The sequence below is a fragment of the Kiritimatiella glycovorans genome (genome assembly GCF_001017655.1).
Taxonomy (GTDB): Bacteria; Verrucomicrobiota; Kiritimatiellia; order Kiritimatiellales; family Kiritimatiellaceae; genus Kiritimatiella; species Kiritimatiella glycovorans.
Genome location: NZ_CP010904.1, coordinates 107,557 through 130,365, shown reverse-complemented (window position 1 = coordinate 130,365; position 22,809 = coordinate 107,557). Strand labels below are relative to the sequence as shown.

General features: G+C 65.1%; 28 protein-coding genes and 1 pseudogene. 14 read left to right on the top strand and 15 right to left on the bottom strand.

The annotated features are described in order from the left end of the window. Positions 1 to 638: 638 nt before the first annotated feature. The 5 genes from L21SP4_RS00635 to L21SP4_RS00615 all read right to left on the bottom strand — a co-directional run bounded on the left by L21SP4_RS00635 (position 639) and on the right by L21SP4_RS00615 (position 5,766). Positions 639 to 1,952, bottom strand: coding sequence for an ATP-dependent 6-phosphofructokinase (locus L21SP4_RS00635; protein WP_082116411.1), 1,314 nt, complete (start codon positions 1,950 to 1,952; stop codon positions 639 to 641). 84 nt (positions 1,953 to 2,036) lie between these two features. Further along, on the bottom strand, positions 2,037 to 3,704 hold the full coding sequence (locus tag L21SP4_RS00630) for an AMP-dependent synthetase/ligase (protein ID WP_052880846.1): 1,668 nt from the start codon (positions 3,702 to 3,704) through the stop codon (positions 2,037 to 2,039). Then, positions 3,701 to 3,958, bottom strand: coding sequence for a hypothetical protein (locus tag L21SP4_RS00625; protein ID WP_052880845.1), 258 nt, complete (start codon positions 3,956 to 3,958; stop codon positions 3,701 to 3,703). Before L21SP4_RS00625 ends, L21SP4_RS00630 begins: the two co-directional genes overlap by 4 nt. Before the next feature lie 580 nt (positions 3,959 to 4,538). Continuing rightward, entirely contained in the window at positions 4,539 to 5,090 is a 552-nt protein-coding gene (locus L21SP4_RS00620) for an ATP-binding cassette domain-containing protein (protein ID WP_160300598.1), read from the bottom strand. A gap of 40 nt (positions 5,091 to 5,130) precedes the next feature. Further along, a complete protein-coding gene (locus L21SP4_RS00615; RefSeq protein WP_052880843.1) occupies positions 5,131 to 5,766 on the bottom strand; it encodes a class I SAM-dependent methyltransferase in 636 nt (211 codons plus the stop codon). A 128-nt stretch (positions 5,767 to 5,894) separates the two neighbouring features. Between L21SP4_RS00615 and L21SP4_RS00610 the strand changes: the two genes are divergently transcribed. The 11 genes from L21SP4_RS00610 (at position 5,895) to L21SP4_RS00560 (ending at position 12,745) form a co-directional block, all read left to right on the top strand. Continuing rightward, a complete protein-coding gene (locus tag L21SP4_RS00610; protein ID WP_074041505.1) occupies positions 5,895 to 6,299 on the top strand; it encodes a NifB/NifX family molybdenum-iron cluster-binding protein in 405 nt (134 codons plus the stop codon). Next, the gene (locus L21SP4_RS00605) at positions 6,296 to 7,639 is read left to right on the top strand and encodes a sigma-54 interaction domain-containing protein (RefSeq protein ID WP_201774650.1); all 1,344 of its coding nucleotides are present in this window, start codon (positions 6,296 to 6,298) and stop codon (positions 7,637 to 7,639) included. The genes L21SP4_RS00610 and L21SP4_RS00605 overlap by 4 nt, the downstream gene beginning before the upstream one ends. A gap of 214 nt (positions 7,640 to 7,853) precedes the next feature. Continuing rightward, complete coding sequence (locus L21SP4_RS00600; protein ID WP_052880841.1) at positions 7,854 to 8,213, top strand: NifB/NifX family molybdenum-iron cluster-binding protein; 360 nt, start codon at positions 7,854 to 7,856, stop codon at positions 8,211 to 8,213. Positions 8,214 to 8,283: 70 nt separating this feature from the next. Then, positions 8,284 to 8,658, top strand: a complete 375-nt coding sequence (locus tag L21SP4_RS00595) for a DUF5320 domain-containing protein (protein WP_052880840.1) — start codon at positions 8,284 to 8,286, stop codon at positions 8,656 to 8,658. 66 nt (positions 8,659 to 8,724) lie between these two features. After that, positions 8,725 to 8,937 carry a hypothetical protein gene (locus L21SP4_RS00590; RefSeq protein WP_201774648.1) on the top strand — a complete coding sequence of 71 codons (213 nt, stop codon included), beginning with the start codon at positions 8,725 to 8,727 and terminating at the stop codon, positions 8,935 to 8,937. Between the two features lie 25 nt (positions 8,938 to 8,962). Further along, positions 8,963 to 10,453, top strand: coding sequence for a nucleotide-binding protein (locus L21SP4_RS13195; protein WP_201774647.1), 1,491 nt, complete (start codon positions 8,963 to 8,965; stop codon positions 10,451 to 10,453). Beyond that, complete coding sequence (locus L21SP4_RS13190) at positions 10,411 to 10,794, top strand: P-loop NTPase family protein (protein ID WP_201774646.1); 384 nt, start codon at positions 10,411 to 10,413, stop codon at positions 10,792 to 10,794. Before L21SP4_RS13195 ends, L21SP4_RS13190 begins: the two co-directional genes overlap by 43 nt. Before the next feature lie 47 nt (positions 10,795 to 10,841). Beyond that, positions 10,842 to 11,225: a pyridoxamine 5'-phosphate oxidase family protein gene (locus tag L21SP4_RS00575; RefSeq protein WP_052880839.1), complete on the top strand. Its 384-nt coding sequence runs from the start codon at positions 10,842 to 10,844 to the stop codon at positions 11,223 to 11,225. 57 nt (positions 11,226 to 11,282) lie between these two features. Then, on the top strand, positions 11,283 to 11,690 hold the full coding sequence (locus tag L21SP4_RS00570) for a NifB/NifX family molybdenum-iron cluster-binding protein (RefSeq protein WP_052880838.1): 408 nt from the start codon (positions 11,283 to 11,285) through the stop codon (positions 11,688 to 11,690). Positions 11,691 to 11,823: 133 nt separating this feature from the next. Further along, positions 11,824 to 12,039: a PLP-dependent transferase gene (locus tag L21SP4_RS00565; protein WP_052880837.1), complete on the top strand. Its 216-nt coding sequence runs from the start codon at positions 11,824 to 11,826 to the stop codon at positions 12,037 to 12,039. A 49-nt stretch (positions 12,040 to 12,088) separates the two neighbouring features. Continuing rightward, on the top strand, positions 12,089 to 12,745 hold the full coding sequence (locus tag L21SP4_RS00560) for an HD domain-containing protein (RefSeq protein WP_052880836.1): 657 nt from the start codon (positions 12,089 to 12,091) through the stop codon (positions 12,743 to 12,745). A gap of 8 nt (positions 12,746 to 12,753) precedes the next feature. On the opposite strand, the gene L21SP4_RS00555 is transcribed toward L21SP4_RS00560, so the two are convergent. Continuing rightward, positions 12,754 to 13,263, bottom strand: coding sequence for a hypothetical protein (locus L21SP4_RS00555; protein ID WP_052880835.1), 510 nt, complete (start codon positions 13,261 to 13,263; stop codon positions 12,754 to 12,756). Positions 13,264 to 13,358: 95 nt separating this feature from the next. Here L21SP4_RS00555 and L21SP4_RS12215 point away from each other — a divergent pair, with 95 nt between their 5' ends. Together L21SP4_RS12215 and L21SP4_RS13435 are read left to right on the top strand one after the other, a co-directional pair. Continuing rightward, on the top strand, positions 13,359 to 14,120 hold the full coding sequence (locus L21SP4_RS12215; RefSeq protein WP_074041315.1) for a transposase: 762 nt from the start codon (positions 13,359 to 13,361) through the stop codon (positions 14,118 to 14,120). Positions 14,121 to 14,159: 39 nt separating this feature from the next. Further along, a pseudogene (locus L21SP4_RS13435) lies at positions 14,160 to 15,296 on the top strand (transposase); the annotation flags it as partial. 1 nt (position 15,297) lies between these two features. Here the strand turns inward: L21SP4_RS13435 and L21SP4_RS00545 are convergent. After that, on the bottom strand, positions 15,298 to 16,836 hold the full coding sequence (locus L21SP4_RS00545; protein WP_052880833.1) for a bifunctional ADP-dependent NAD(P)H-hydrate dehydratase/NAD(P)H-hydrate epimerase: 1,539 nt from the start codon (positions 16,834 to 16,836) through the stop codon (positions 15,298 to 15,300). Positions 16,837 to 17,075: 239 nt separating this feature from the next. Between L21SP4_RS00545 and L21SP4_RS00540 the strand changes: the two genes are divergently transcribed. Beyond that, positions 17,076 to 17,606, top strand: coding sequence for an NUDIX hydrolase (locus L21SP4_RS00540; protein WP_052880832.1), 531 nt, complete (start codon positions 17,076 to 17,078; stop codon positions 17,604 to 17,606). An 18-nt stretch (positions 17,607 to 17,624) separates the two neighbouring features. On the opposite strand, the gene L21SP4_RS00535 is transcribed toward L21SP4_RS00540, so the two are convergent. From L21SP4_RS00535 to L21SP4_RS00500, 8 genes are all read right to left on the bottom strand, one after another. After that, entirely contained in the window at positions 17,625 to 18,032 is a 408-nt protein-coding gene (locus L21SP4_RS00535) for a YraN family protein (RefSeq protein WP_052880831.1), read from the bottom strand. Positions 18,033 to 18,102: 70 nt separating this feature from the next. Beyond that, positions 18,103 to 18,762 carry a ribonuclease HII gene (locus tag L21SP4_RS00530; RefSeq protein WP_052880830.1) on the bottom strand — a complete coding sequence of 220 codons (660 nt, stop codon included), beginning with the start codon at positions 18,760 to 18,762 and terminating at the stop codon, positions 18,103 to 18,105. A gap of 14 nt (positions 18,763 to 18,776) precedes the next feature. Beyond that, entirely contained in the window at positions 18,777 to 19,121 is a 345-nt protein-coding gene (rplS, locus tag L21SP4_RS00525; RefSeq protein WP_052882917.1) for a 50S ribosomal protein L19, read from the bottom strand. A 98-nt stretch (positions 19,122 to 19,219) separates the two neighbouring features. Further along, positions 19,220 to 19,921 (bottom strand): tRNA (guanosine(37)-N1)-methyltransferase TrmD, encoded by a 702-nt coding sequence (gene trmD / locus L21SP4_RS00520; protein WP_052880829.1) that lies wholly within the window; start codon positions 19,919 to 19,921, stop codon positions 19,220 to 19,222. 117 nt (positions 19,922 to 20,038) lie between these two features. After that, entirely contained in the window at positions 20,039 to 20,269 is a 231-nt protein-coding gene (locus L21SP4_RS00515; protein ID WP_052880828.1) for a KH domain-containing protein, read from the bottom strand. Beyond that, on the bottom strand, positions 20,269 to 20,637 hold the full coding sequence (gene rpsP, locus L21SP4_RS12205) for a 30S ribosomal protein S16 (protein WP_074041312.1): 369 nt from the start codon (positions 20,635 to 20,637) through the stop codon (positions 20,269 to 20,271). The genes L21SP4_RS00515 and rpsP overlap by 1 nt, the downstream gene beginning before the upstream one ends. A gap of 72 nt (positions 20,638 to 20,709) precedes the next feature. After that, positions 20,710 to 22,044: a signal recognition particle protein gene (gene ffh / locus L21SP4_RS00505; protein WP_052880827.1), complete on the bottom strand. Its 1,335-nt coding sequence runs from the start codon at positions 22,042 to 22,044 to the stop codon at positions 20,710 to 20,712. Positions 22,045 to 22,181: 137 nt separating this feature from the next. Further along, on the bottom strand, positions 22,182 to 22,793 hold the full coding sequence (locus L21SP4_RS00500; RefSeq protein WP_052880826.1) for a hypothetical protein: 612 nt from the start codon (positions 22,791 to 22,793) through the stop codon (positions 22,182 to 22,184). Positions 22,794 to 22,809 lie beyond the last annotated feature (16 nt).

The window sequence follows — 22,809 nt, the reverse complement described above, 5'->3', positions numbered from 1 at the left end:
TGTGCAGTGTCCCAAATGCCCGGTCGTATATTCACGTTAAGCCAAAACAGAGACGTGGTCAAATCAGGAGTATTTTAGTCGGTATTGTCGGCGGCCGGCTATTCGCGGATTTTCGCGGACAGTCGTCCGAAAAAAAAAGGGGGCGTAACACCTGAATCGCCATCGTGGGGAGAGAATGGGATTCACCATGAAGGACATGAAGGGGTGAACATAATTCGTACTCTTACTCGTACTCGTACGCGTACTCGGAGCGCCGAAGGCGCGATCCCATCCGTGTGATCGGTGTAATCCGTGGTCGAAAACACAAGAAAGGTCTCTCGCCAAGACGCAGAGATCGCAAAGATGAATGGGAGGAGCACAGGCAAAGAAATGGTGCGTTCTCTCTTACGTTCGTAGTAGGCCCGCAGGCCTGCGAAGCAGGGCCAGGGCCGTTATCTTTCACGCGCCTGGCCTGCCGGGGGGCAGACTTGCGGCGCTACTACGAACGATATCACGCGCCTTGGCCCTTCGGGCGCGTGCGGCGCTACTACGAACGTTCGTCGTCTCCCATCCCGCCTCTTCCCCGAACGGCTCCACCGCAAAAATCCGCGAGGGGCCGGATTTTTGTAGCGTTTTCGGGCCATGTTGAAGTCAGGACGTCATTCTTCGTGGGTCATGTCGGCGGGCTGTCGAGTGGCCTGAAGCACCGACTGCCAGGTCCAGCCGTTGGGGTCCACCCGTTTGCGCTCGCCGATCATCGGCATGGGAAGGTTGACCAGCACGCCACAGTGCAGCCCGACGATGCAGTTCGTCTTGCCGGCCATTGCCGCATGAACCGCGTTGTGCCCCAGCCGCAGGCAGTACTCCGAATCGTTCGCGTTCGCCGGCGTGCTCCGGATGAGATAGCTCGGATCGAAATACTTCAGATTGATCTCCGTGTTCTGCTCCGCGAAAAATCGCTCTATTTGCTCCTGAAGAAGTACGCCGATGTCGTGCAGCCGCTTGTTCCCCGACTTGTCGCGCTCGTATTCGCCTTCGAACAGGTTCTGTCCCGCACCCTCCGCGACCACGATCACCGCGTGGGCGCGCCGCATAAGACGACGGCGCAGGTGTTCCAGGAACCCGTTCGGGGGCTCGAGATCGAACGGCACTTCGGGAATCAGGCAGAAATTGACGTTGCTGTTCGCGAGTGCGGTGGAGGCCGCGATCCAGCCTGAGTCGCGGCCCATGAGTTTCACCAGTCCGATTCCGTTCCGGTAGCCCTTGGCCTCCGCGTGGGCGGACGTGATGGTGCTCCAGGCCGACTCCACCGCGGTCTCGTACCCGAAGGTCCGCTCCACGAGACTGATGTCGTTGTCGATCGTCTTCGGCACGCCGATGACCGAGATCCTGAGACCGCGCCGGGCGATCTCGTCGTGGATATCACGCACGCCGCGCATCGTTCCGTCGCCGCCGATGGCAAACAGGATGTCGACGCAATAGTGCTGGAGGGTATCGACGATTTCCCCCGTGTCCTGGGGCCCCCGCGAGGACTTGAGGATCGATCCGCCCTTCTCGTGGATGTCGTCGGTATTGTCGGGATTGAGTTCGATCGGCCGGTGGTAGTACTTGGCGACCAGCCCCTCGTAGCCGTACTGGAAGCCGAGGACCTGTTTCACACCGTAGCCCTCCGCCGCCGCGAAGGTGATCGCGCGGATGACGTCGTTGATGCCCGGGCAGAGTCCGCCGCAGGTGACGATGCCGACCGTGGTGTCCTGCGGGCGGAAGTAGAGCTTCTCCCTTGCGCCCGATCGCTCGAAGCACTCGAAGGGGGGACCTTCGAGTTCCTCGAACTCGTGGCTGCGCGTCCGGCGGATCACCCATTCCCCGTCGGTATAAAACCGCTGGCGCATTGCGCCCAGGGGCGAATCGTAGCGGCACGGCCCGAGCGTCTCGGTCGGCACGATGCGGAACATGGACTCGTCAGGATTCATGGCGTCTCTCTCCTGGTCAATGGTCAGGGCTTGTACAGGGTAAAGGGAGCCGCGATCGACTTCAATCGACTTTCGGCCGAAGTCTTACGGGAGGTCGTAGAGGTAGCGTTTGATCTTCCGGGTCGCGGTCTTTTCGAACTCCCCGGCGCGGACCCGCACGCGTCGCGGCCGCTTGTAGGCCGAAAGTTCAGCCGTCATGCGGGCGACCTCCTCGCGCACCAGCGATCCGATGCCCTCCTCATCGAGCGTCGTGCCCTTCGCCGCTTCGCGCCGGTCGAGGGCCTCGCGGTCGGGTACCACGATCGCGCCCACCCGCTCGCCCTTCGCGCCTTCCTCCCGGATCCCCAGCACGAGCGACTCCAGGATCAGCGGACTGCGGTTGATCGCCTCCTCGACCTCCTCCGGGTAGATGTTCTTCCCTTCGCGGTTGACGATCATGTTCTTGCGGCGGCCGGCGATGACAACGTAGCCGTCTTCGTCGATCCGCGCGAGATCGCCGGTCAGAAACCAGCCGCCCTCCATGACCTCCGCGGTGTCGTCGGGATTGCGGTAGTACTCGCGCATGACGCCGGGTCCTCGCACCGCCAGTTCGCCGATCCCTTCACGGTTCGGACGGCGTACCTCAACCTCGACTCCGGGCAGCGGCGTCCCCGCCGTGCCGGGGCGGGGGTCGTCGGGCGGATTGACGCTGACCACCGGGGCGGTCTCGGTGAGCCCGTACCCTTCGAGGATGGGGATGCCGAGGCTCATGAAGTTCTTCAACATGTACACGGGCGCCGGTGCGCCGCCCGAAACCACCATACGCAGGCGGCCGCCCAGCTTGCGGCGTACCTTGCGGCCGACCGCCCTTTTCAGGCCCGCGCGCCAGGCGAGATGCGCCAGCGGCTGTTCGCGGATGCCGCGGAATATGCGGTCATGCAGTTTCTCCAGCAGCAGCGGCACCGCGATCAGCGCCGTGGGTTGCAGCTCGCGCAGATCGTCGGCCACCGTGCGGATGCTGCGCACCAGCGAGATGCCGGCGCCCGCGCGGATCGGAAGCAGAAGGTCGGTGGTGAAGGCGAAGACGTGGTGCAGGGGCAGCACGAGCAGAAAGACGTCGTCGTCCCGCACCCCGATGACGTCCAGGCAGGCCTCGACGTTGCTGACGAAGTTGCGGTGCGTGAGTACGGCGCCCTTGGGGCGGCCCGTGGTGCCCGAGGTGAAGATGATCGAGGCCGGTGTGTCGGGGTCGGGGTGGACCTGCTCGAAGGCCGACCCGGAGCTGTACGCGCGGTCCGCCAGGGCCGCGGAACCGGATGCGAAGTCGACCACTTTGACCGTACCGGCGAAATCTTCCTTTACCCGCTCCCCGGCGAGCACGACGGTGTCCAGCCCGGGGAGGTCCGGGGCGATCTCACGCACGAGCGGGAGCGAGCCCGCGGCGGTGATCAGCGTCCGGCATTCCCCGTGCCGGATCAGGTGGGCCACCTCGCCGGCCTCAAACCGGGGATCGACGGGCACGGCGGTCACCCCGATCGACACGAGACCGAAGTAGAGCACCGCCCACAGGGGATCGTTCTCCAGGTGCAGGGCCACATGATCGCCGCGATTCATGCCGAGGGAAACGAACAGCTCGCTCGCCGCGCGAACTTCGTCGAGAAACTCACCGTACGTCATGGTGCGCCAGCCCTCCGGGCCGGCGTAGCGGAACAGCACCGCGTCGGGGCGGCGTTCCGCCGACGCGATCAGCAGGCTTTTCAGCGTGTCGCTCATGTCTTCCGCCTGTGAAAATGGTCGTGGAGGCGTTGCGTCCACTGGCGCACGCGCGGGAACCGGCGGTAGAAACGCTCCCGCATGCGGGCCAGGTGCGGGTTGCCGGGGGCGAGCAGCGCCGAGCCGATCACCAGGAAGAGCAGCCCCTGGAGCAGCGGCAGGAAAAGGCCGAGTACACCCAGCACGAGAAAGATCCACCCGAAGGCAAGTCTCAGCGCATGGCGCAGCGTTTGATGTACCGGGGGCAGCGGCATAATCGTACCTCTCAGCAGGACCGGCCGAACGCAGCCATTGTGGGGGACCCGGGCGGCTTCTTCAATGGTTTATCTGACCGCCGGGTTCTTCGCAGATTTTTGCGGTGGAGCCGTTCGGGGAAGAGGCGGGATGGGAGACGACAAACGTTCGTAGTAGCGCCGCACGCGTCCGAAGGGCCAAGGCGCGTGATATCGTTCGTAGTAGCGCCGCAAGCCTGCCTCCGGCAGGCCAGGCGCGTGAAGATCACGGCCCTGGCCCTGCTTCGCAGGCCTGCGGCGCTACTACGAACGTAAGAGAGAACGCACCATTTCTTTGCCTGTGCTCTTCTCATTCATCTTTGCGATCCCGGCGCCTTTGCGAGAGACCTTTCTTGTGTTTTCGACCGATGACACGGAGGGGATCTCGAAATTCGGATCGAGGTCGAAATCGGGATTCAGAGAGAACATAATTCGTACTCGAGTTCCTTGAACCGGGGGAGTGGGATCGCGCCTTCGGCGGTCCGAGTACGTGTACCGAGTACGAGTACGAATACGGATTACGTCCCCCCCGGCTCGCGATGTCCGCGTCAGCCCAACCGCCTCAGGATGAGCGATCCGCATCCTCTCCCAGCCAGCGACGGCACTCCGCCCGCATACGCCCGACATACCCCGGCACGAGTTCGATGACTTTCACACCCTCCATCAGCACCGGGTGGTGGGTCGCGGCGATGACCTGTCCTCCCCTCGCACAAAGGACATCGAAAGCCTCCCGTATCCTCTTCACGCCTTCCAGGTCCTGACCGGCCTCCGGTTCGTCGACGAGCAGGGTCTCACCCTCTCTCAGCGGGACGGCGGCGAGGGCCGATCTCATAATCTCGCCATGCGAGGTAAAGACGCCGCGCACCCGCAGGATCATCTCCTGCATATCCCCGGCGGGCCCCGTCGGGTGATGCGGGTTCATCGTCTCCGCGCTGAAATACCTGACCGGGGCACCGCCGGCGCGTCGGATTTCGCAGCGTTCGCAGGTGTTGAGGGCGCGGAGAAGCGTGCTCTTCCCGGACCCGTTGGGTCCGGCCACGACATTCATTCCGCCCGAAAATTCAATCGTGCGCGCGCCCTTCACCTGCAGCGAATGAGCAAAACAGAGTCTCACGGATCGTATCATGTTTTCTGTGGTCTGTGGTGAATCCCGATTAACCCCTTTCCCCCGAAATCGCCGCAAACCCTCCCTCCCCGTATCCTTCACGGATCGAATCGGGACCGGCGAGTTCTGCCGGCATGCTGAAGAGGGTCTGCCGGAACCGGAACTCCCGCATCCCGGCATCCTTCATAAAATCGACGACCTCCGCCGCGCTGAAGAAGCGCGCGTCACGGTAGAACACGCTTTCCTTTCTTCGAGCCTCGTAGGACTCGCCGAGAAAACTGTCGCGGTCGACCAGACCGACGATGAACCGTCCTCCGGGATGCAAGACCCTCGCCGCCTCCCGGCAGCTCTGCGCGGCATCGTCCACGAAACAGATCGTCGTCACCATAAGGACAAGATCGAACCGGGCGTCGTCGAACGGGAGCGCTTCCGCGACGCCGTCGATCGCGTGCAGGCCGCGCGCGGCGGACCTTCGTCGCATGGCCGGCGAGGGCTCCACGCCTTCCCGGATACCCAGCGGGAGTGCAAAGCGTCCGGTCCCGCTTCCGATCTCCAGCGCCCGTCCCGGGCGCGGCGGAAGGAGTTCCCGGATCGCGGCCAGCTCGGAGCGGTAGGCGGCGTCGTGATCATCGAACCACCGGTCATACCGCCGGGGTTCCCGTTCGAAAGGGAGTATCTTTGGCATCGCGCGAGGTTCGTTCCCGTCTGTTTTCCGTGGCCGGAGGATCCGGACTTTAAAATCACGCGCGTTTTATTATAATGCGTATCGTCAACCCCCGCAAGACCGACGGCACGAGAAGGAATCCCGGCACCATGAACATCGTCATCACCGCACTGGGCGAACGCCCCGAATCGCCCCTCGACCCCCGTTTCGGGCGGGCGCGGTTTCTTCTGCTGTATGACACGGAGACGGATACGTGGTCGGCCCACGACAACAGCCGCAATCTCGAAGCCGGGCGGGGCGCCGGCATTCAGACCGCGCAGCGCGTCATCGATCTGAACGCGGAGGCGGTGATCACGGGACACTGCGGACCCAATGCGTACGCCGTGCTGGAGGCGGGAAAAGTGGCGGTCGTCCGGGACGCCGGGGGGTCGGCGCGGGAGGTCGTCGAGGCCTGGCGGGCCGGGACGCTCGCAGCCTCGAATCGCCCCGACGTATCCCGCGGCTACGGGCGGGACGGGACGCGTTCGCGACCGGACCCGGGGGGTACGGGATGACCTCCGACTCGCGCCTCCAGAATAAGCATGCCGACATGAAGCAGCTCGAGGCGATGCTCGACTGTATTGCGGAGGGCGTGTTTACGGTCGACCGCGAGAAGCGGATCACCTTCTTCAACCGCGCCGCGGAGCGGATCACCGGCTTCGACGCCACCGATGCGATCGGTCGGCCCTGCAGCGAGATCTTCCGCTCCGACGTCTGCGGCGAGCGCTGTATCGTCGACGAGGTCACGCAGACCGAAGCGAGCGTAACGGACCGGCGGGTGACCATCATCGATCACTACGGCCGCCCGTTCACGGTCTGCGTCAACGCCGCCCCGCTGCGCGACGCCCGCGGAACATGCATCGGCGGCATCGAGACTTTCCGCGACGTGAGCGGCGAGGAGGACCTGCGGCGGCGCGTTGAACAGAACTACACCTTTCAGGATATCGTCAGCCGCCATCCCGACATGCACGACATCTTCGCGATCCTCCCCGACGTCGCCGCCTCCGAAGTCCCGGTGCTCATCGAGGGCGAAAGCGGCACCGGCAAGGAACTGCTGGCCCGCGCCATCCACAATCTCAGCGACCGGAGCGAGGGCCCCTTCATCGCCGTCAACTGCGGCGCGCTCCCCGACACGCTGCTGGAATCCGAACTCTTCGGCCACCGCAAAGGCGCGTTCACCGATGCCAGGTCCGACCGCCCCGGGCGGTTCGATGCCGCACGCGGCGGAACCCTGTTCCTCGACGAGATCGGCAACATCTCCGCGGCCATGCAGGTCCGCCTCCTGCGCGTGCTCCAGGAGAAGACCTATGAGCCCCTCGGCTCCAGCGAGCCGGTGCGAAGCGACGCGCGGATCCTGGCGGCCACCAACCGCAGACTGGCGGACCTGCTCAGCGAGGGCACCTTCCGGCAGGACCTGTACTACCGCCTCAACGTGCTGCGGCTGGAACTCCCGCCGCTGCGCGAGCGGCGATGCGATATCCCGCTGCTCGCCGAACACTTCCGGCGGCGGTTCAACGCCGAGACCGGCAAAGAGATCGAACGCCTCGACCCCGCCGTCTACGAGATCCTCATGCGCCACGACTTCCCCGGTAATATCCGCGAACTCGAGAATGTTATCCAACACGCCTTCGTCCTCTGCCGCGGCAACGCCGTGCAGCCGCAGCACCTGCCCGCCGAACTCCGCGAGAGTACGGAGGACCAGACCTCCCCGCCGCTGACCCTCAAGGGCCTCGAACAGAAGGCCATCCGCAGCGCCCTGCGCGATCAGGCCGGGAACCGCGCGGCCGCCGCCCGCCAGCTCGGTATCAACCCCAGTACCCTCTACCGTAAGATGCACCGCTACGGAATCGACTGAGACCCGGAACCGAAAGCCATGAGCCGTTGCATTCTGCAAGGCTCGCCTCGACGGCACTCGCAACATGCCACATGGCCCCGGGTCGCACCGCCGCGCGTATATTTTTTTTATCCCTTCGCGTTCATATCGTTACAGATATCGTAATCCTGTAATGGCACGACACATGCATACACGGTCAGGCATGAAAGCGGCACTGGTGACCCGTGGAGGAAGGATGGCGCCCTGTTTTGCGGGGACGCGGCTGCTGGTGGTTGATACGGGCGCGTCGCCGGACGCGGGCGCGGAGGTATCGACCCGCGGGTGGCATCCGCTTGCCTGGGGCCGCGAGCTGATGCGGCGCGACGTGGGGACCCTGCTCTGCGCGGGGATCGATCCGGCCACGTGGAGTGCGATCCGGGGACACGGCATCGACGTGGTCCCTCATGCCGCGGGCACACCGGAGGGCGTGCTGGAGGCATGGAGAACCGGGGCGCTGCACCCGGCCGAGCCCTGGCCGGAGCCGGTCTTCGGCGGCAGGCGGGGCCGGGGCCGCGGAGGCGGCCGCAGGCGGCGCTTTCGCGGAGGAAGCGTTTAGGAGAAGCGGGATCGCGTCGTCCGTCGGGGCGCGCGATTCGAGGAAGATACACAGCACAGGGAGGTGCATTATGCCAGGTGGAGATGGAACAGGACCGGCAGGAATGGGACCGATGACGGGACGCGCTGCGGGATACTGCGCCGGGTACGGAGTGCCCGGATACGCCAACCCGGTTCCCGGCCGCGGATTCGGGTTCGGGCGCGGACGCGGCGGATTCGGTCGCGGGCTCGGATTCGGCTTTCGCGGAGGACGCGGGCGGGGAGGATACGGGCCTCAGCCGTACGCCGCCCCGGCTTATCCGCCCGCGGGCGCTCCCTATCCCTACGGCGCGGCTCCGGCTCCGGAGCAGGAGCTGGAGGCGTTGAAGGGACAGGCGGGATCTTTGCAGGAAGCGCTGGAGGATATCCGCAAGCGCATCGCGGATCTGGAATCGGACGGGAAGTAAGCGGACAGAGAACGGGTGCGCCGGAATGCTCCGGCGCATCCGTCGTCCTCGACTGCAGGGAGGTGGATGATGCCGCGAGGAGATGGAACCGGACCGATGGGCGACGGCCGCGGCCGCGGAAAAGGCCGGGGCATGGGACGTCAGGGCGGTGCCGGCTTCGGCGCCGGAGGGTCCTGCGTCTGCCCCGCATGCGGGAAACGCGTGGCCCACGGGCGCGGGACGCCGTGCAATCAGCGCCAATGTCCCGCCTGCGGCGCGACCATGACGCGCTCGGAATAGAAGACCGGAAAGGGAACGGAAATTTATGATTATCACGATCGCCAGCGGAAAAGGCGGTACGGGCAAGACGACCTTTGCGGTCAATCTGGCCTCGTCGCTCGCGCAACGCGGTGAACCCGTCCGGCTGCTCGACTGCGATGTCGAGGAGCCGAACGATCACCTCTTCGTCAAACCCTCTTTCACCGACGGACGGGAGGTGCTTGCGCCGAAACCCGTATGGGACAGCGAACGATGCACCGCCTGCGGGAAATGCGCCGAGGCGTGCAACTACAACGCCATCGCGGTGGTCAACGACAAGGTGCTCGTGTTTAATGAGCTGTGCCATTCCTGCGGAGTCTGCTCCTACGTCTGCCCCGAGAAGGCGTTTACGGAGGTCGACACCGCGATCGGGAAGGTCCAGGTCGCGGAGCCGGCCGACGATCCCGCCAATCCGTTCTTTTTCGCGCACGGGCTGCTGAACATCGGCGAGGCCCTGGCGCCGAACGTGGTGCGCGACGTCAAAACATATATCGACCCGGATGCGGTCAATATCATCGACGCCTCGCCGGGTACCGCCTGCCCCGTCGTCGAGGCCGTCGAGGGATCGGACGTCGCCCTGCTGGTGACCGAGCCGACCCCGTTCGGCCTGAACGACCTCAAGCTGGCCGTGGGGCTGACTCTCAAGCTCGGGGTCCCGACGGGGATCGTGATCAACCGCTCCAACGGCGAAGACCGGATCATTGCGGACTATGCCCAGCGGGTCGGAATCCCCATTGCGGGGCGCATCCCGTTCAGGCGCACGTATGCGGAGGCCTATTCGCGCGGGGACTTCCTGGCGGAGGCCTTCCCGGAGCTGCGGGAGAATCTGCTGGGCATCTACGATCACCTGTACGCCGCGGCCCCGCCCTGCCCTGAAGAGGAGATCTTCGAGCTCGCGGAGGACGAACCGGCCGCCTTTGAGGAGGGCGATGCGGACGAGTGCCGCGAGGTCACCGTGATCAGCGGCAAGGGCGGCACCGGCAAGACGACGGTGGTCAGTTCGCTGGCGCACCTGGCGCGGAACAAGGTGCTGGCGGACAACGACGTGGATGCCGCGGACCTGCACCTGCTCCTCGCCCCCGCGGTGAGGGAGGGGCACGATTTCGCGGGGGGCATCAAGGCGGAGATCGATCCCATGCGCTGCGTGGGCTGCGGCCGATGCGCGCAGGCCTGTCACTTCAACGCCATACGGTTCGACGGCCCGCCGGGAGACGGCGTCGCTAAAACGTACCGCGTGGAGCCGCTGGCCTGCGAGGGCTGCGGGCTCTGCCCGCTGGTCTGTCCCGTCGGGGCGATCGGCAGCGAACGCAACATCACCGGACGCTGGTACGTTTCGGAAACCGCCTTCGGGCCCATGGCCCATGCCCGGCTCGGCATCGCCGAAGAGAATTCGGGGCGGCTCGTGACCCAGGTGCGCAACCGCGCCGCCGAACTGGCGCAGGAGCTGAGGCGCGAATGTATCCTCGGCGACGGCCCCCCGGTACCGGCTGCCCCGTGATCGCCTCGGTCTCGGGGGTCGACCTCGTGCTGATCGTGACCGAACCCACGGTCTCCGGCGTGCACGACATGGAGCGGGTGATGGATCTCGCGAAGCATTTCGGGGTCCCGGCCCTGGTGGTGATCAACAAGGCCGACCTCAACCGGGATCAGTCCGACCGCATCGAATCGCTCGCGGCGCGATACGGCTCGCGGGTCATCGGCCGCATCCCCTTCGACCGGGAGGTCAACGACTCGCTGATGGCGGGCAAGACCGTGATCGAGTATGGTCGGGGACCGGCCTGCGCGGCCATTGAACAGACCTGGGAGCAGTTGTCCGCCGCGCTTGCGGATATCGGGTGAAACACTATCGAGTCAGCCGGAATGGATCGGAACGAAAGGATTGAGGCATGGGCATGATGGAAACGCTGGAGGAGCGCTGGAATCGTCACGAAGGGCCGGCGGTGTTCAGCACCGTCGATCCCGACGGGACGCCGAATGCGATTTACGTGGGCGAACTGCGCCTGGACGCAGGGCGCGGATTCGTGATCGCGGATCATTACTTCGACAAGACCCGCCGGAACATCGACGGGGGGAGCCGGGGGTCGCTCCTATTTATCGATGGCGACGGAAAAGCCTTTCAGGCGAAGGGCTCGCTGAGTTATCACACCGAAGGGCCGGTATTCCACGAGATGAAGGGCTGGCAGAACCCGAAACATCCGGGCAATGCCGCCGTCGTACTGGAGGTTGAGGAACTCTATTCGGGCGCCGAGAAACTCGCCGGCGTTTCGTAGAGACTCACCCCCCCGAATGCACACCACACCGTCACCGGACTCAAAAGGAGAAAACCGATGAAAGTAGCCGTTACCGCCAGAGGACCGGGACTCGACGACGCCGTCGATCCCCGCTTCGGACGCTGTCCGTATTTTGTAATCGTCGAGACGGACACCATGACCGCTGAGACCGTCGAAAACCCGAACGCCGCACTGGGCGGCGGCGCGGGCATCCAGTCGGCGCAGGCCATGGCGGACCAAGGTGCCCGCGCGGTGCTCACGGGCAATTGCGGCCCGAACGCGCACCGCACCCTGCAGGCCGCAGAGATCGAGGTCTTTGTCGGCGCGAGCGGGACCGTGCGCGAGGCCGTCGAGTCGTACAGGAACGGGACGCTCAACGCAGCCACCTCGCCGAACGTCGGCAGCCACTTCGGCTCCGGAGGCGGGGGCGGCATGGGCCGGGGACGCGGCCGCGGCGGCATGTGACCACCCGCGGCCGGAAACGCTCGAAACCGGCCGCTTCCCGTGATAGGGGTGAGAGGTTCGGTGACCGGCCCGCAGCGCGGGGACGTGAACGCGAACGGTCGTCCGGGGAATCCTCCCACAACAGGAATATAATATGGGAGCCAATCATTACGGCGATCCGCTGACCCCCTACGGGAATCGTCCGATGGTCACGCCGATCGTTCACTGCCCCCTCACGACCATGCTCTACATGCCCGAGGAGCGGCGGAACGGCTTCGGCGTCGAACGCAACACCGTGCGCCTCTCGGCCGGGATCGAGGATACGGCTCTTCTGCTGGAAGACCTGGACCAGGCGCTGGATGCGATCTGACGCCCCCGCGCGGGGCCAAATCATCGGAAAGGACAAAGGAAACACCGTTATGGCCCTGATAACCGGCTCGCTGCTCGACGGGGTTCATGCCTGTTTCCGTCGCTACGCGGACACCTTTCGTGACGGCGACGGCCGCCTGCCCGGCCCGCTGCAACTCAAGCTCGACCACAGCCGCCGCGTCGCGGAGGAGATGGCCTCGCTGGCGGCCGAGATGGACTGGCCGATCCAGGATCGCCGGGCCGCGGAGGTGCTCGGTCTGCTGCACGACACGGGACGGTTTGTGCAGTACCGTGAACAGGGCCATTTTGCCGACTCCGCCGCCTGCGATCACGGAAAACTCGGACGGAGGCGAGTCGCCGCGGAGGGATGGCTGGAGGAGTGGCCGGAGGAAACCGGCGAGGCGATCCTCGAAGGCATACGCCTGCATCACGAGCGGCGGATGCCGCCGGAGCTCACGGGCCGCCCTCGGGACTACACCGCGCTGATTCGCGACGCCGACAAGCTGGACATCATGGGAATCGTGGCCGGGGCGGTGGAGCGGGACGGATTCCGCGAACTGCCCGTCATGCTGCCGGGGCTTACGCTCGATCGCGCGCCGACCGCGGCGTTCCTCGACGGGCTCTTTCACGGCGACGGCGCGGACCTGAAACGGGCGGCGTCGCTGGGCGACTTCCTGATGATGCAGGTCTCCTGGGTGCGGGGATAGCGGATCCTTCAGAACGTCCACGCCGCGCCCATGCCGCCCCAGGTCAGGTCTTTGCCCCCGTCGCGATCGACGTCGCCCTGCCCCCAGGAATGGGCGAGGTAGGCGCTCAATTCCACGTCATCGGAGACCGGCACGATTGCCGTGAGCCGTGCTTCCAGATGATTCGGCCCGTCATACTCCGGACTGGCGTATCCGAAGTCGACCCCCTCGACGAGGGCGGGCACGAGGACGACCCGTTCTTCCAGCAGCGGGAAGGCCCCCTCCAGACCGGCCTCGACGAACGCACCGTCGGCCTCGGTGGAGTAGACGTAATCTACGCCCAAGGTCCACGGCCCCCAGGACGGGCTCGCGACGCCGGCGCCGAATTCGTGGTCGAAGGCGTCATCGATGATGAACTCGAGCCGCGTGTAGCCCGCGTAAAACTCGAACCCCTTCCATGCGACGCCGTATTCCGCGTACAGGTTCAGCTCGTCGTAGGCGTCCCGCGTCCCCTGCGCGTACCACGCCCCCAGCGTCACCGGGGAAGTGTCCCGTTGACTGTTGAAACTTGAAGGCGGTCTCCTGAGCGTCCATGTTGGACGCTCGGGGCAAACCAACCCGAAAGGAGACCGCCATGAGTGACAATAGCGTCCTTGAAGCCCTTGGACAAGTTGAACCGTCTGCAGCAGGAGATGTTTTCCGTGACTGGCTGCGTGGTGAAATGCGAACCCTGATCGCCGATATTCTGGCTGAAGAGGTCACAGAACTGTGTGGTCCGGCCTACAAGCCGGCAGGAGACAGAGGCTGCCGACGTGCCGGCGGAACCCGCGTAGGACTTCGAATTGACGGTATTGATGAGGAGATCCGCAAGCCGCGTGTACGTCGCCATGAGGCAGACACATCGAAGGAGGTCAGGCTTAAAAGTTACGACGCGGTCAACAGGGCCGACGACCTTCGTGGCCGTATCTTGCGTGCCACAGCTGCCGGAGTCAGTTCACGTGATCAGAAAACCTTGTATCCCGATTCAGCGCCCGGACGCAGCAGGGTTTCCCGCGCCTGGATTGTCGAGGGCCGACAGCGCATACAGAAGCTCCGTGACCGCGACCTGAAGTCCGAGAGGTTCTTCTGCATGCTGCTGGACGGCATTGTACTGTCCGAGGATCTCAGCGCCATTGTGGGGCTGGGCATTACGCTGGACGGCCGCAAAGTTATGCTGGATTTTGAAATAGGCGCACAGGAATCGACAGAAGTGTGTGACGCATTGCTCGACCGCAGCAGTTCTCATTATGGCCGCATTCCGACCGCGGACGGCGTGGCAGCCGTCCCTCCCGAGTCGATATCCGACGCATTTTCGGGCACTGGGAGGGTCGGGTGCCACCCCGACCGAAAAGGGTGAAGCCATAATGAGAATCGCTGGCTCGACCGGCTTGTCCACCGCGGTCTTGAGTTCGAGGGCGATCCGTTGGCGGTTCTCGACGGTTCTCGGGCACTTCATAACAGCGTCTTGAAGCATTTTCCGCGAGCGCGCATTCAACGATGCCTGGTGCATAAGGAACGAAATATTAAGCGTTGTCTCTCCAGGCGTCATCACGGCAGCGTGAGCGACCTTTTCAAGCGTCTCCGCTCCGTGGAAGGCGAAGAAGCCGGACGTGAAGCACTCGCCGATCTGGAACGCTTTCTGAGCCGGCACAGCCACAAGGCCCTGGAATCCCTGCACGAGGCCGGTGAGGAGCTCATTACGGTTCACAAGCTGAATGCGCCGTCCACTCTACACACCACGTTGACGAACACAAACTGCATCGAGAACCCGTTCCGAAACACACGCGCAAAAATCGGGCGGGTGAAGCGTTGGCGCGCAGAGACGGATCAGGCGGAACGCTGGCTGGCCTATTCGCTTCTGAGGGCCGAGAAAGGGTTCCGTCGAATCAAAGGCTATCGTCAGATCCCGGTGCTTTTGAAATCCCTGGGCTGGCCATCGGAAGCTGTTGAGGCGTCGCTCCGCTCCGCCCTTGGCCCTCCGGGCCATCCCGCCTCCGGCGGGAACGGGCTCCACTCCACGACGCCTCACCCCCAGGCAGAGAGCGAAGCGAACTGCCGAACAGGGACTGGACAAGTGAATGACAAGGAACTACATCGAAATGAAGACCGAGACCGCCAACGAGTTTCAACAGGATTCGGGACATCCCCAAAACACGGATGGGATCTCGAACTCCGGACCGAAGTCGAAATCGGGATTCACAGAGAACGTAATTCGTACTCGTACTCAGCGAAGCGGTACTCGTACTCGAGTTCCTCGAATCGGGGGAGGGGGATCGCGCCTTCGGCGCTCCGAGTACGCGTACGAGTACGAGTACGAGTACGATGTGACGCGAGCGGACTTGCCGCCGCTCACCATAAAAATCTACGAAGAACTTTTTTCATCTTCATCCCCTCTGCGTTCTCCGCGCCTCCGCGAGAGACCTCTTCTGAATTCCGTCTTTACGAGGCGGAAAGAGTCGCGACGTTTGCCTGCGGTACGCCGTGCGTCCCTGGACAGGGTCGAGTGGAACAAGCTCGACACGATTCCGCGTAACTCACCTCGGCGTGAACTCGCGCAGTGCGGCGGGGAGTTCCTCGATCAGGTCCGGGGCAGTCGCGGAGATCTCGCCCTGTCCGGCCGCCGCGAGATCTCCCGCCCGGCCGTGGAGAAAAACCCCCGCGCGCGCGGCGTCCCAGGGGTCGAGTCCCTGTCCGAGCAGCGCCGCGAGCAGACCGGCCAGCACGTCGCCGCTCCCGCCCGTCGCCATGCCGGGATTGCCGTTCATGTTCACGGCCAGGGCGCCGTCGGGGCGCGCGATGAGGGTGCCGGCGCCCTTGAGAATGCACACCGCCCCGCTGCGTCCGGCCAGCTCGCGCGCGGCGGCGCGGCGGTCCTGCTGGATGTCAGCCGGCGCGCATCCGAGCAGCTTCGCGGCCTCGCCGGGGTGGGGGGTGATCACGGTCGCCGCGCGGGTCCCGTCGATGCGCTCCGGCTCGCCGGCCAGGACGTGAAGCGCGTCGGCATCGACCACGGCCGTCCCCGTCCGCTCCGCGAGCAGGTGATGAACCTGCAGCCGGGATTCTTCGGACCGACCCAGCCCGGGACCGATCAGCAGCACGTCGTAGAGGCCCAGCCCCCAGTCGCCGCCTTCGGGAGAGGGATGAATCATCAATTCCGGCGCCGCGGCTGCGGCGGCCGTGTAGGCCTCCGGCGGCACGCGCAGCGTGACGAGCCCCGCCCCGCCGCGCAGCGCCGCGCGTCCGGCCATCACCAGCGCCCCGCTCATGCCCACCGCGCCCCCGACCAGCAGCAGCTTACCGAAATCCCCCTTCTGGGCCGCCCGCGGCCGGGGCGGGGGAAACACGGACGCGATATCTTCGCGCCCGACAAATTCCAGACCCTCCTCGCCCGCGGCCTCGTCGACATACGACGCGGGGATGCCGATATCGACCACGTCGAGCCGGCCCGTGTGCGCCGCCGCCCGCGGACGCAGAAGCCCCGCCTTGGGCAGGGCCATGGTCACGGTGAGGTCCGCGACCACGGCGACGCCCTCCGCCTCCCCCGTATCGCCGTTCATGCCGGAGGGGATGTCGATGGCGAGGACCATGGTGGTGCGGCGCTGCGCGTTGAGGTAGCGGATCGCGCGGGCGGGGAGTCCGCGCGCCGCGCCTTTAGTGCCTGTCCCCAGCAATCCGTCGATCAGCAGATCGACCGGTTCCGCCGTTCGTTCCGCCTCGTCCCAGTCCTCCTCGCGGGTCAGTTCCCGCAGCGGGACGCCGGCGTCGAGCATCCGCCGGAGGTGGGCGGCCGTCTCACCGCCGTAGTCGCCCGCGGGTCTGGTGGCCCAGACCTCGACCTCCCAGTCCATTCCCCGCAACACTCGCGCGGCGACGAAGGCATCGCCCCCGTTGTTGCCGCCGCCGGCCAGCAGCCGGGCGCTCATGGCGGAGAGGCCGCCGAGGATACGCCACTCCTCCGCGACGCGCGCGATACCCGTTCCCGCCCGTTCCATGAGTTCCTCTCCGGAAACGCCCGCCTCCTCGATGGTCCGGCGGTCGAGTTCCTTCATGGTGGCGGTGTTTACGATTTTCATGGCAGCGCTCCGGTCTCGTGTTGTGAAAAGTCTCTCCATGCTACACAAACTTCACCGCGAAGAACACCGCGGACATGAAGAGCCTGGAAATGGGTTGAGGGAACACGATTCGTACTGGACGACTCGATGAATAGCTTTGTGCCCTGGCGCCTTTGTGAGAGAACATCAGAGCCGGTCGCTTCCGGGCAACGCCGCGGACGCGCCGCGCCGGAGATCCACGTTCATACCGGGAGTCTGTGATGAATGAACAAACCCGATCGCTACGCACGGTCTACGAGGGCCGCATCCTGAATCTCGAGGTACACGACGTCGAGCTGCCCGGCGGCCGGACGGCGGTGCGGGAGGTCGTCCGGCACGGCCCCGCGGCCGCCGTCCTCACGCGGGTTCCGGACGGACGCTTTCTGTTTGTACGCCAGTACCGCAAAGCGGTGGAGCAGATCATGCTCGAAATCCCCGCGGGCAACTGCGAACCCGGCGAATCCCCGTCCGCGGCCGTGGAGCGCGAGCTGCACGAAGAGACCGGATACCGGGCCCGAACCGCGCGTCGTCTCGGTGCGATGTATCCCTCGTGCGGATACAGCAGCGAGCGGATCGAGCTTTTCTATGCCGAGGCGGAGCGGGAGGACGGAGGCGCGCCGGACGAGGATGAGACCATCGAGCCGGTCCTGCTGACCCTGGACGAGGTGCGGGCTGCCGTGCGCAAGGGCGGGCTCACCGACGCCAAATCCCTGGCCGCGTGGGGCATCTGGATCACGGACGGCGGCGCGTAGCGGCGGAGGACGCGGTCTTCACCACCAGGTCTTCTGATCGTTCCGAAGCGACAGGGCGCCGCGGATGTGTCTTATCTCGGGCCTCCGAGTGCCGCGGGGGCCGATGACCTCTATCACGTCGAAGCGAAAATACCGGGGAGGGGGCCGCATTCGTTTCAGGTAGGAGAGTGCGGCGCGGCGCAGCGTGCGCCGCTTGCGCCGGTTCACGGAGGCGGCCGGCCGGGCCGGGCCGCGGGAACGTCGGGTTTTGACCTCGACGAACACCAGCGTCTCGCCGTCGCGGGCGACGATATCGAGTTCGCCGCGCCGTCCGGCGCGCACGCGCCGCCCGCATATCCGGTATCCGCGCCGGCGCAGCCATTTCGCCGCGCGACGCTCGCCCCAGCGACCGGTGCGAAGATGCTCCGGTTCGCGGCGCGCGAACACCGTGCGCAGACGGTGGAGTCCGCGTTCGAGTTGAAAGAGCGGGTTCAGGGGGTTCTTCCGGGCTGGAGGATTAATCCCCCGGTTCGAATCCGAGCTGTCGTTCGCTGACCGGCCGGAACGATCTCCGGTGGCAGGGCGAGGGCCCGAGCCGTGCGAGGGCTTCAAGGTGCGCCGCCGTCCCGTAGCCCTTGTGCGCCGCAAACCCGTATCCCGGATACTGCGCGTCCAGCTCCGTCATCATGCGGTCGCGGGTGACCTTGGCGATCACGCTGGCGGCGGAGATCGAGAGGCTGAGGCGGTCCCCTTTGACAATGGACCGGGAGGGAACGGCCAGTCCGCGGACCTCGTTTCCGTCCACCAGTGCGAAATCACCCGGCGGCCGCAGGTCGAGGACCGCGCGCGCCATCGCGAGATGGGTTGCGCGGAGGATATTCATCGTGTCGATTTCCTCCGGCGTGGCGGATCCGACGCCGATGGATGCGGCCTTCATCGCCCGCAGGGTGGCGTAGAAATCGTTGCGGCGGCCTTCCGACAGGGCCTTGGAATCGGTCAGGCCCTCGAGGACGGGACGGGAATGGTTGCACAGAAACGCGGGGGTAAAACACACCGCCGCCGCGACGACGGGTCCCGCCAGCGGCCCGCGGCCGGCTTCGTCGATTCCGGCCACGCGCCCGTAGCCTGCGGTCCATGCCTCCCGTTCGAACTGAATCAGATCGTAGAACGAGGGCATGGATCGACCCGGATTCAGCGGCGTTCGCGGATGCGGGCTTTCTTACCGGAGAGTTCGCGCATATAGTAGAGCTTCGCGCGGCGTACCTTGCCCCGGCGTTTGATTTCTATTCTGGCGACCGAGGGACTGTGCAGGGGAAACGTACGTTCCACGCCCTCTCCGTAAGAGCGGCGCCGGACGGTGAACGTCTCCGTGGCCCCGGAACCCTTGCGTGCAATGACATCGCCGGTGAACACCTGGATGCGTTCCTTGCCGCCCTCGCTGACGCGAACATGTACGGCGACGCGGTCACCCACGGAAAACTCGGGCCGTCCGTCCGTCTTAATCTGTTCGCTGTCGATTTTCTGTAGAATATTCATGCTGTCGGTCTCCCGCCCTGCGGTTACGAAAGGACGCATGGTACTCCGGCGCGTCCCGCGGTCAAGGATCTTCCGGAATAAAAAAGGGCCTCAGACGCTCATTCCCGTCCGTCGCGGCGGAGCCGATCATACCGTTCCCACAGGTCGGGACGCCGCTCGCGCGTGCGCGCTTCCGCTTGTTCACGCCGCCAGCGCGCGATGCGGCCGTGGTCGCCCGAGCTGAGAACTTCGGGCACCTTCATGCCGCGGAATTCGGGGGGGCGGGTGTAGTGAGGATATTCGAGCAGGCCCTCCCCGAACGATTCCTCGTCGGTGGCGCCCTCCCCGCCCAGCACCCCCGGGATCAGGCGCACCACGGCATCGGCGATGACGGCGGCCGGAAGCACGCCGTTCGTGAGCACGTAGTCGCCGATCGAGAACTCCCGGTCCACCAGCGCCTCGCGCACGCGCTCGTCCACGCCTTCGTAGTGACCGCAGATAAAGACCAGGTGTGAATGTCCGGTCAGCTCTCCCGCGGCGGGCTGCGAGAACCGCTCGCCCTGGGGGGTGGTCAGGATCACGGTGGTATTGTCGCCGCGCAGCGACTCCACCGCCTCGAAGATCGGTTCCGGTTTCATGACCATGCCCGGCCCGCCGCCGTAGGGACGGTCGTCCGTCGTGCGGTGCGTGTCGTGGGTGAAGTCGCGCAGGTTGACCACCCGGAAATTCACCTGCCCCGATTCGGCCGCGCGCTTCATGATGCTCTCGCCGAGGATGGCGCCCACCATATCCGGGAAAATCGTGATGATATCGATATTCATGGCCGCGCCCCGGAACGGGGTTGTCGCTCCGTCTGCATTACGGGCGGGCGAGGGCGGAGGAGGAGCGGACGCAACCGGCCTTTCGCCGTCTGCCACCCCGCCTCCGGTCGCGCGGGCTTACTCGACCACTTCAAGCATCACGCGGCGTCCTTTTTTGGCCGCCAGCGTGCTCAGGAGCGTGCGCATCGCCCCGACGGTTTTTCCGTTGCGCCCGATAAGTTTGCCGATGTCTTCCTTGTTACAGCGGAGTTCGTAGATCACGGTCTTCTCGCCGTCGATCTCCGTCAGCGAGACATCGTCGGGGTGGTCGACCAGCGCCCGCGCAAGGTTCTCGATAAGGTCCTTCATCAGGTGTCGTCCTTATCGGGTTCGTCCGCCGCGTCGCCATCCCCGGCGGTTTCGGCCGGCGCGGCGTCACCGGCCGGCGCGGCTTCCTCCGCCACAGCCGGCGCCTCGTCCGCGGACGGGGCTGCCTGCGTCTTCCTGGCCTTACGGATCAGGCTTTTGGCCGTCTCCGACGCCTCCGCGCCCTGTTCGAGCCAGTAATCGACACGGTTCAGTTTGAGCTCGCAGCCTCCGTCCTCCCGCTTGGGATCGTACCAGCCGAGCACTTCGAGAAACCGGCCTTTCGTATAGTACCGGGAATCCGTCGCCACGAGGCGATAGAAGGGCTTCTTGTTGGTGCCCATCCTGCGAAGTCTGATTTTTACCGCCATTGGTTTTCCCCTTTACGCGTAGTGTTCCTGCATGGGTCGAATATTCGTTTCTGGCGCAGCCGCAAAAGGTTCTTATGTAGGGAAGTTCGGGATTCCGGGCAATCTTTTTCGCATCTTTTTCATCTGTCTGGTCATTTTACGGGTGCGGTCGAAGTTCTTCAACAGCTCGTTGACCTCGCTCATCCGAACGCCGCTGCCGCGCGCGATCCGGCGACGGCGGGAGGCGTTGATGATCGAGGGCTTGTGCCGCTCTTTCGGGGTCATGGAGCGAATGATCGCTTCCTGGCGTTTCATGTTGTCGCCCGCGCCGCCGAGCTGACTCTTGACCTGTTCCGGCAGTTCGCCCGCCCCCGGAAGCATCTTGAGGATGTTCTCCATCGGCCCCATCTTCTTCATCTGCTGCATCTGGTCGTGGAAGTCCTGCAGGTCGAAGGTGTTTTTCGCCAGCTTCTCCTGCATGCGCCGCGCGTCGTCCTCGTCGATGTTCTGCTGGGCCTTCTCCACCAGCGAAACCACGTCGCCCATGCCGAGGATGCGCGAGGCCATGCGTTCCGGGTAGAACGGTTCGAGGTCTTCCGGGCGCTCGCCCGTACCGGTCATCAGGATCGGACACCCGGTCATCGAATGGACCGAAAGCGCCGCGCCGCCGCGCGCGTCGCCGTCCAGCTTGGTAAGAATGAGCCCCGTCAGCCCCACGGCCTCGTGGAATCTGCGGGCCACTTCGACCGATTCCTGTCCGATCGCGGCGTCGAGCACGAGAACCGTGTCGGCGGGCTGCACCGCCTCCCGGATCTCCTCGAGTTCGTGTACGAGGTCTTCATCGATCTGAAACCGCCCGCCGGTGTCGTAGATCACGATATCGGCCTGCTGTTCCGAGGCCTCCCTGCGGGCGCGCGCCGCGACGTCCGGCACGGTATCTCCCTCGCGCGGCGCGACGCAGGCCGCGCCCTCCTGCTTCGCCAGTGTGGAGAGCTGTTCCACGGCGGCGGGTCTGCGGATATCGCAGGCGGCGAGCACCACCGATTTTCCGCTGCTCATCCAGTAGTGCGCGAGTTTGCCGGCCGTGGTGGTCTTTCCCGAGCCGTGGAGGCCCAGCAGCATTACGCCCGCCGGGCGGTCTTCAAGATTGAAGTCGGTATGCGCCCCGCCGAAGAGTTCGGTCATCTCCTCGTGCACGCGCTTCACGATCTGCTGGCCGGGCGTCACGCTCTCGAGCACATCCTGCCCGAGACAGCGGTCGCGGACCTGCTTCGTAAAGTCCTTGGCCACCCTGAAATGGACGTCCGCCTCGAGCAGCGCCATGCGCACCTCGCGAAGGGCGTCCTTCACGTTCTTCTCGTTCAGTTTCCCGTAACCGCGCAGGCTGCGGAAGACGTTCTGCAGGGAAGATGACAGCGATTCGAGCATGAGGTGCGGGAAATTAACGGATCATCGCCGCCGGGACAAGCGGGGAAGGTGGCGACCCGGTCCGATAAAATGTTTTTCCTGGCAACGGTGCAACAAACGCGCCCGGGATCGTGATTAATGAGAAACATCCCGTAGCGCTATTCAACTTCTTCGATCTCGACATTGTCGAACCAGTACTCGGCGGGCGGAAAGGTGGCGAAGAGCATGACCTTCATATCGATCAGATCTTTGCGGCACTTGGCGGGATGAAAGGTCTCTTCGAAGTGGTGCCATGACGTGTCTTTCACGCGACACCAGACCACGGTCTCGTAGAGCCGCCGCTTGCGACCGCGGAATTCACCGTAGGCCCGAACCCAGACCTTGCCCCCCTCGCCCGGACGCGTGGTGCGGTAGTCGAACGAAATCCTGTAGGTCCTGCCCGTATCGACGGGAACGGGGTCGGAGTAGAAGGAGAGCCCGTACGTGCGCGCGATGGGGTCGTCGACCGGCTTCGGGAAGATCCATTCGTCGAGCCCGGTCCGCTCCCACTGTGCGCACATCTCCTTTTCCGTCACCCGCGTATCGAGGCAGATCGCCTTCCCGTCACCGCCCTCCGGCGCTTCGGCCCAGCGTGCGCCGAGTCCGTCGGGTTTCTGCCAGTACTCCGGCCTTCCCCCCCGCCCGTGCTCGAAATCGCCGTTCGGGAGCAAAGCCTCCCCGACCGCCGCGGCCGCGACGGCCGCCGTAAGCATGCACACCCGTATTTTCATGGGCCCTCCTTCGCAT

Excerpts from the sequence above, each read along its gene's own strand:
- trmD (WP_052880829.1), bottom strand. The coding sequence starts at position 19,921 with ATGAATATCGATATCATCACGATTTTCCCGGATATGGTGGGCGCCATC.
- L21SP4_RS00545 (WP_052880833.1), bottom strand. The coding sequence starts at position 16,836 with ATGAAAATCGTAAACACCGCCACCATGAAGGAACTCGACCGCCGGACC.
- L21SP4_RS12215 (WP_074041315.1), top strand. The coding sequence starts at position 13,359 with ATGAGTGACAATAGCGTCCTTGAAGCCCTTGGACAAGTTGAACCGTCT.
- L21SP4_RS13190 (WP_201774646.1), top strand. The coding sequence starts at position 10,411 with ATGTATCCTCGGCGACGGCCCCCCGGTACCGGCTGCCCCGTGATCGCC.
- L21SP4_RS13195 (WP_201774647.1), top strand. The coding sequence starts at position 8,963 with ATGATTATCACGATCGCCAGCGGAAAAGGCGGTACGGGCAAGACGACC.
- L21SP4_RS00610 (WP_074041505.1), top strand. The coding sequence starts at position 5,895 with ATGAACATCGTCATCACCGCACTGGGCGAACGCCCCGAATCGCCCCTC.
- L21SP4_RS00630 (WP_052880846.1), bottom strand. The coding sequence starts at position 3,704 with ATGAGCGACACGCTGAAAAGCCTGCTGATCGCGTCGGCGGAACGCCGC.
- L21SP4_RS00605 (WP_201774650.1), top strand. The coding sequence starts at position 6,296 with ATGACCTCCGACTCGCGCCTCCAGAATAAGCATGCCGACATGAAGCAG.
- L21SP4_RS00500 (WP_052880826.1), bottom strand. The coding sequence starts at position 22,793 with ATGAAAATACGGGTGTGCATGCTTACGGCGGCCGTCGCGGCCGCGGCG.
- L21SP4_RS00560 (WP_052880836.1), top strand. The coding sequence starts at position 12,089 with ATGGCCCTGATAACCGGCTCGCTGCTCGACGGGGTTCATGCCTGTTTC.
- L21SP4_RS00540 (WP_052880832.1), top strand. The coding sequence starts at position 17,076 with ATGAATGAACAAACCCGATCGCTACGCACGGTCTACGAGGGCCGCATC.
- L21SP4_RS00570 (WP_052880838.1), top strand. The coding sequence starts at position 11,283 with ATGAAAGTAGCCGTTACCGCCAGAGGACCGGGACTCGACGACGCCGTC.
- ffh (WP_052880827.1), bottom strand. The coding sequence starts at position 22,044 with ATGCTCGAATCGCTGTCATCTTCCCTGCAGAACGTCTTCCGCAGCCTG.
- L21SP4_RS00595 (WP_052880840.1), top strand. The coding sequence starts at position 8,284 with ATGCCAGGTGGAGATGGAACAGGACCGGCAGGAATGGGACCGATGACG.
- L21SP4_RS00615 (WP_052880843.1), bottom strand. The coding sequence starts at position 5,766 with ATGCCAAAGATACTCCCTTTCGAACGGGAACCCCGGCGGTATGACCGG.
- rplS (WP_052882917.1), bottom strand. The coding sequence starts at position 19,121 with ATGAATATTCTACAGAAAATCGACAGCGAACAGATTAAGACGGACGGA.
- rpsP (WP_074041312.1), bottom strand. The coding sequence starts at position 20,637 with ATGGCGGTAAAAATCAGACTTCGCAGGATGGGCACCAACAAGAAGCCC.
- L21SP4_RS00530 (WP_052880830.1), bottom strand. The coding sequence starts at position 18,762 with ATGCCCTCGTTCTACGATCTGATTCAGTTCGAACGGGAGGCATGGACC.
- L21SP4_RS00635 (WP_082116411.1), bottom strand. The coding sequence starts at position 1,952 with ATGAATCCTGACGAGTCCATGTTCCGCATCGTGCCGACCGAGACGCTC.
- L21SP4_RS00590 (WP_201774648.1), top strand. The coding sequence starts at position 8,725 with ATGATGCCGCGAGGAGATGGAACCGGACCGATGGGCGACGGCCGCGGC.
- L21SP4_RS00575 (WP_052880839.1), top strand. The coding sequence starts at position 10,842 with ATGGGCATGATGGAAACGCTGGAGGAGCGCTGGAATCGTCACGAAGGG.
- L21SP4_RS00600 (WP_052880841.1), top strand. The coding sequence starts at position 7,854 with ATGGCGCCCTGTTTTGCGGGGACGCGGCTGCTGGTGGTTGATACGGGC.
- L21SP4_RS00515 (WP_052880828.1), bottom strand. The coding sequence starts at position 20,269 with ATGAAGGACCTTATCGAGAACCTTGCGCGGGCGCTGGTCGACCACCCC.
- L21SP4_RS00565 (WP_052880837.1), top strand. The coding sequence starts at position 11,824 with ATGGGAGCCAATCATTACGGCGATCCGCTGACCCCCTACGGGAATCGT.
- L21SP4_RS00625 (WP_052880845.1), bottom strand. The coding sequence starts at position 3,958 with ATGCCGCTGCCCCCGGTACATCAAACGCTGCGCCATGCGCTGAGACTT.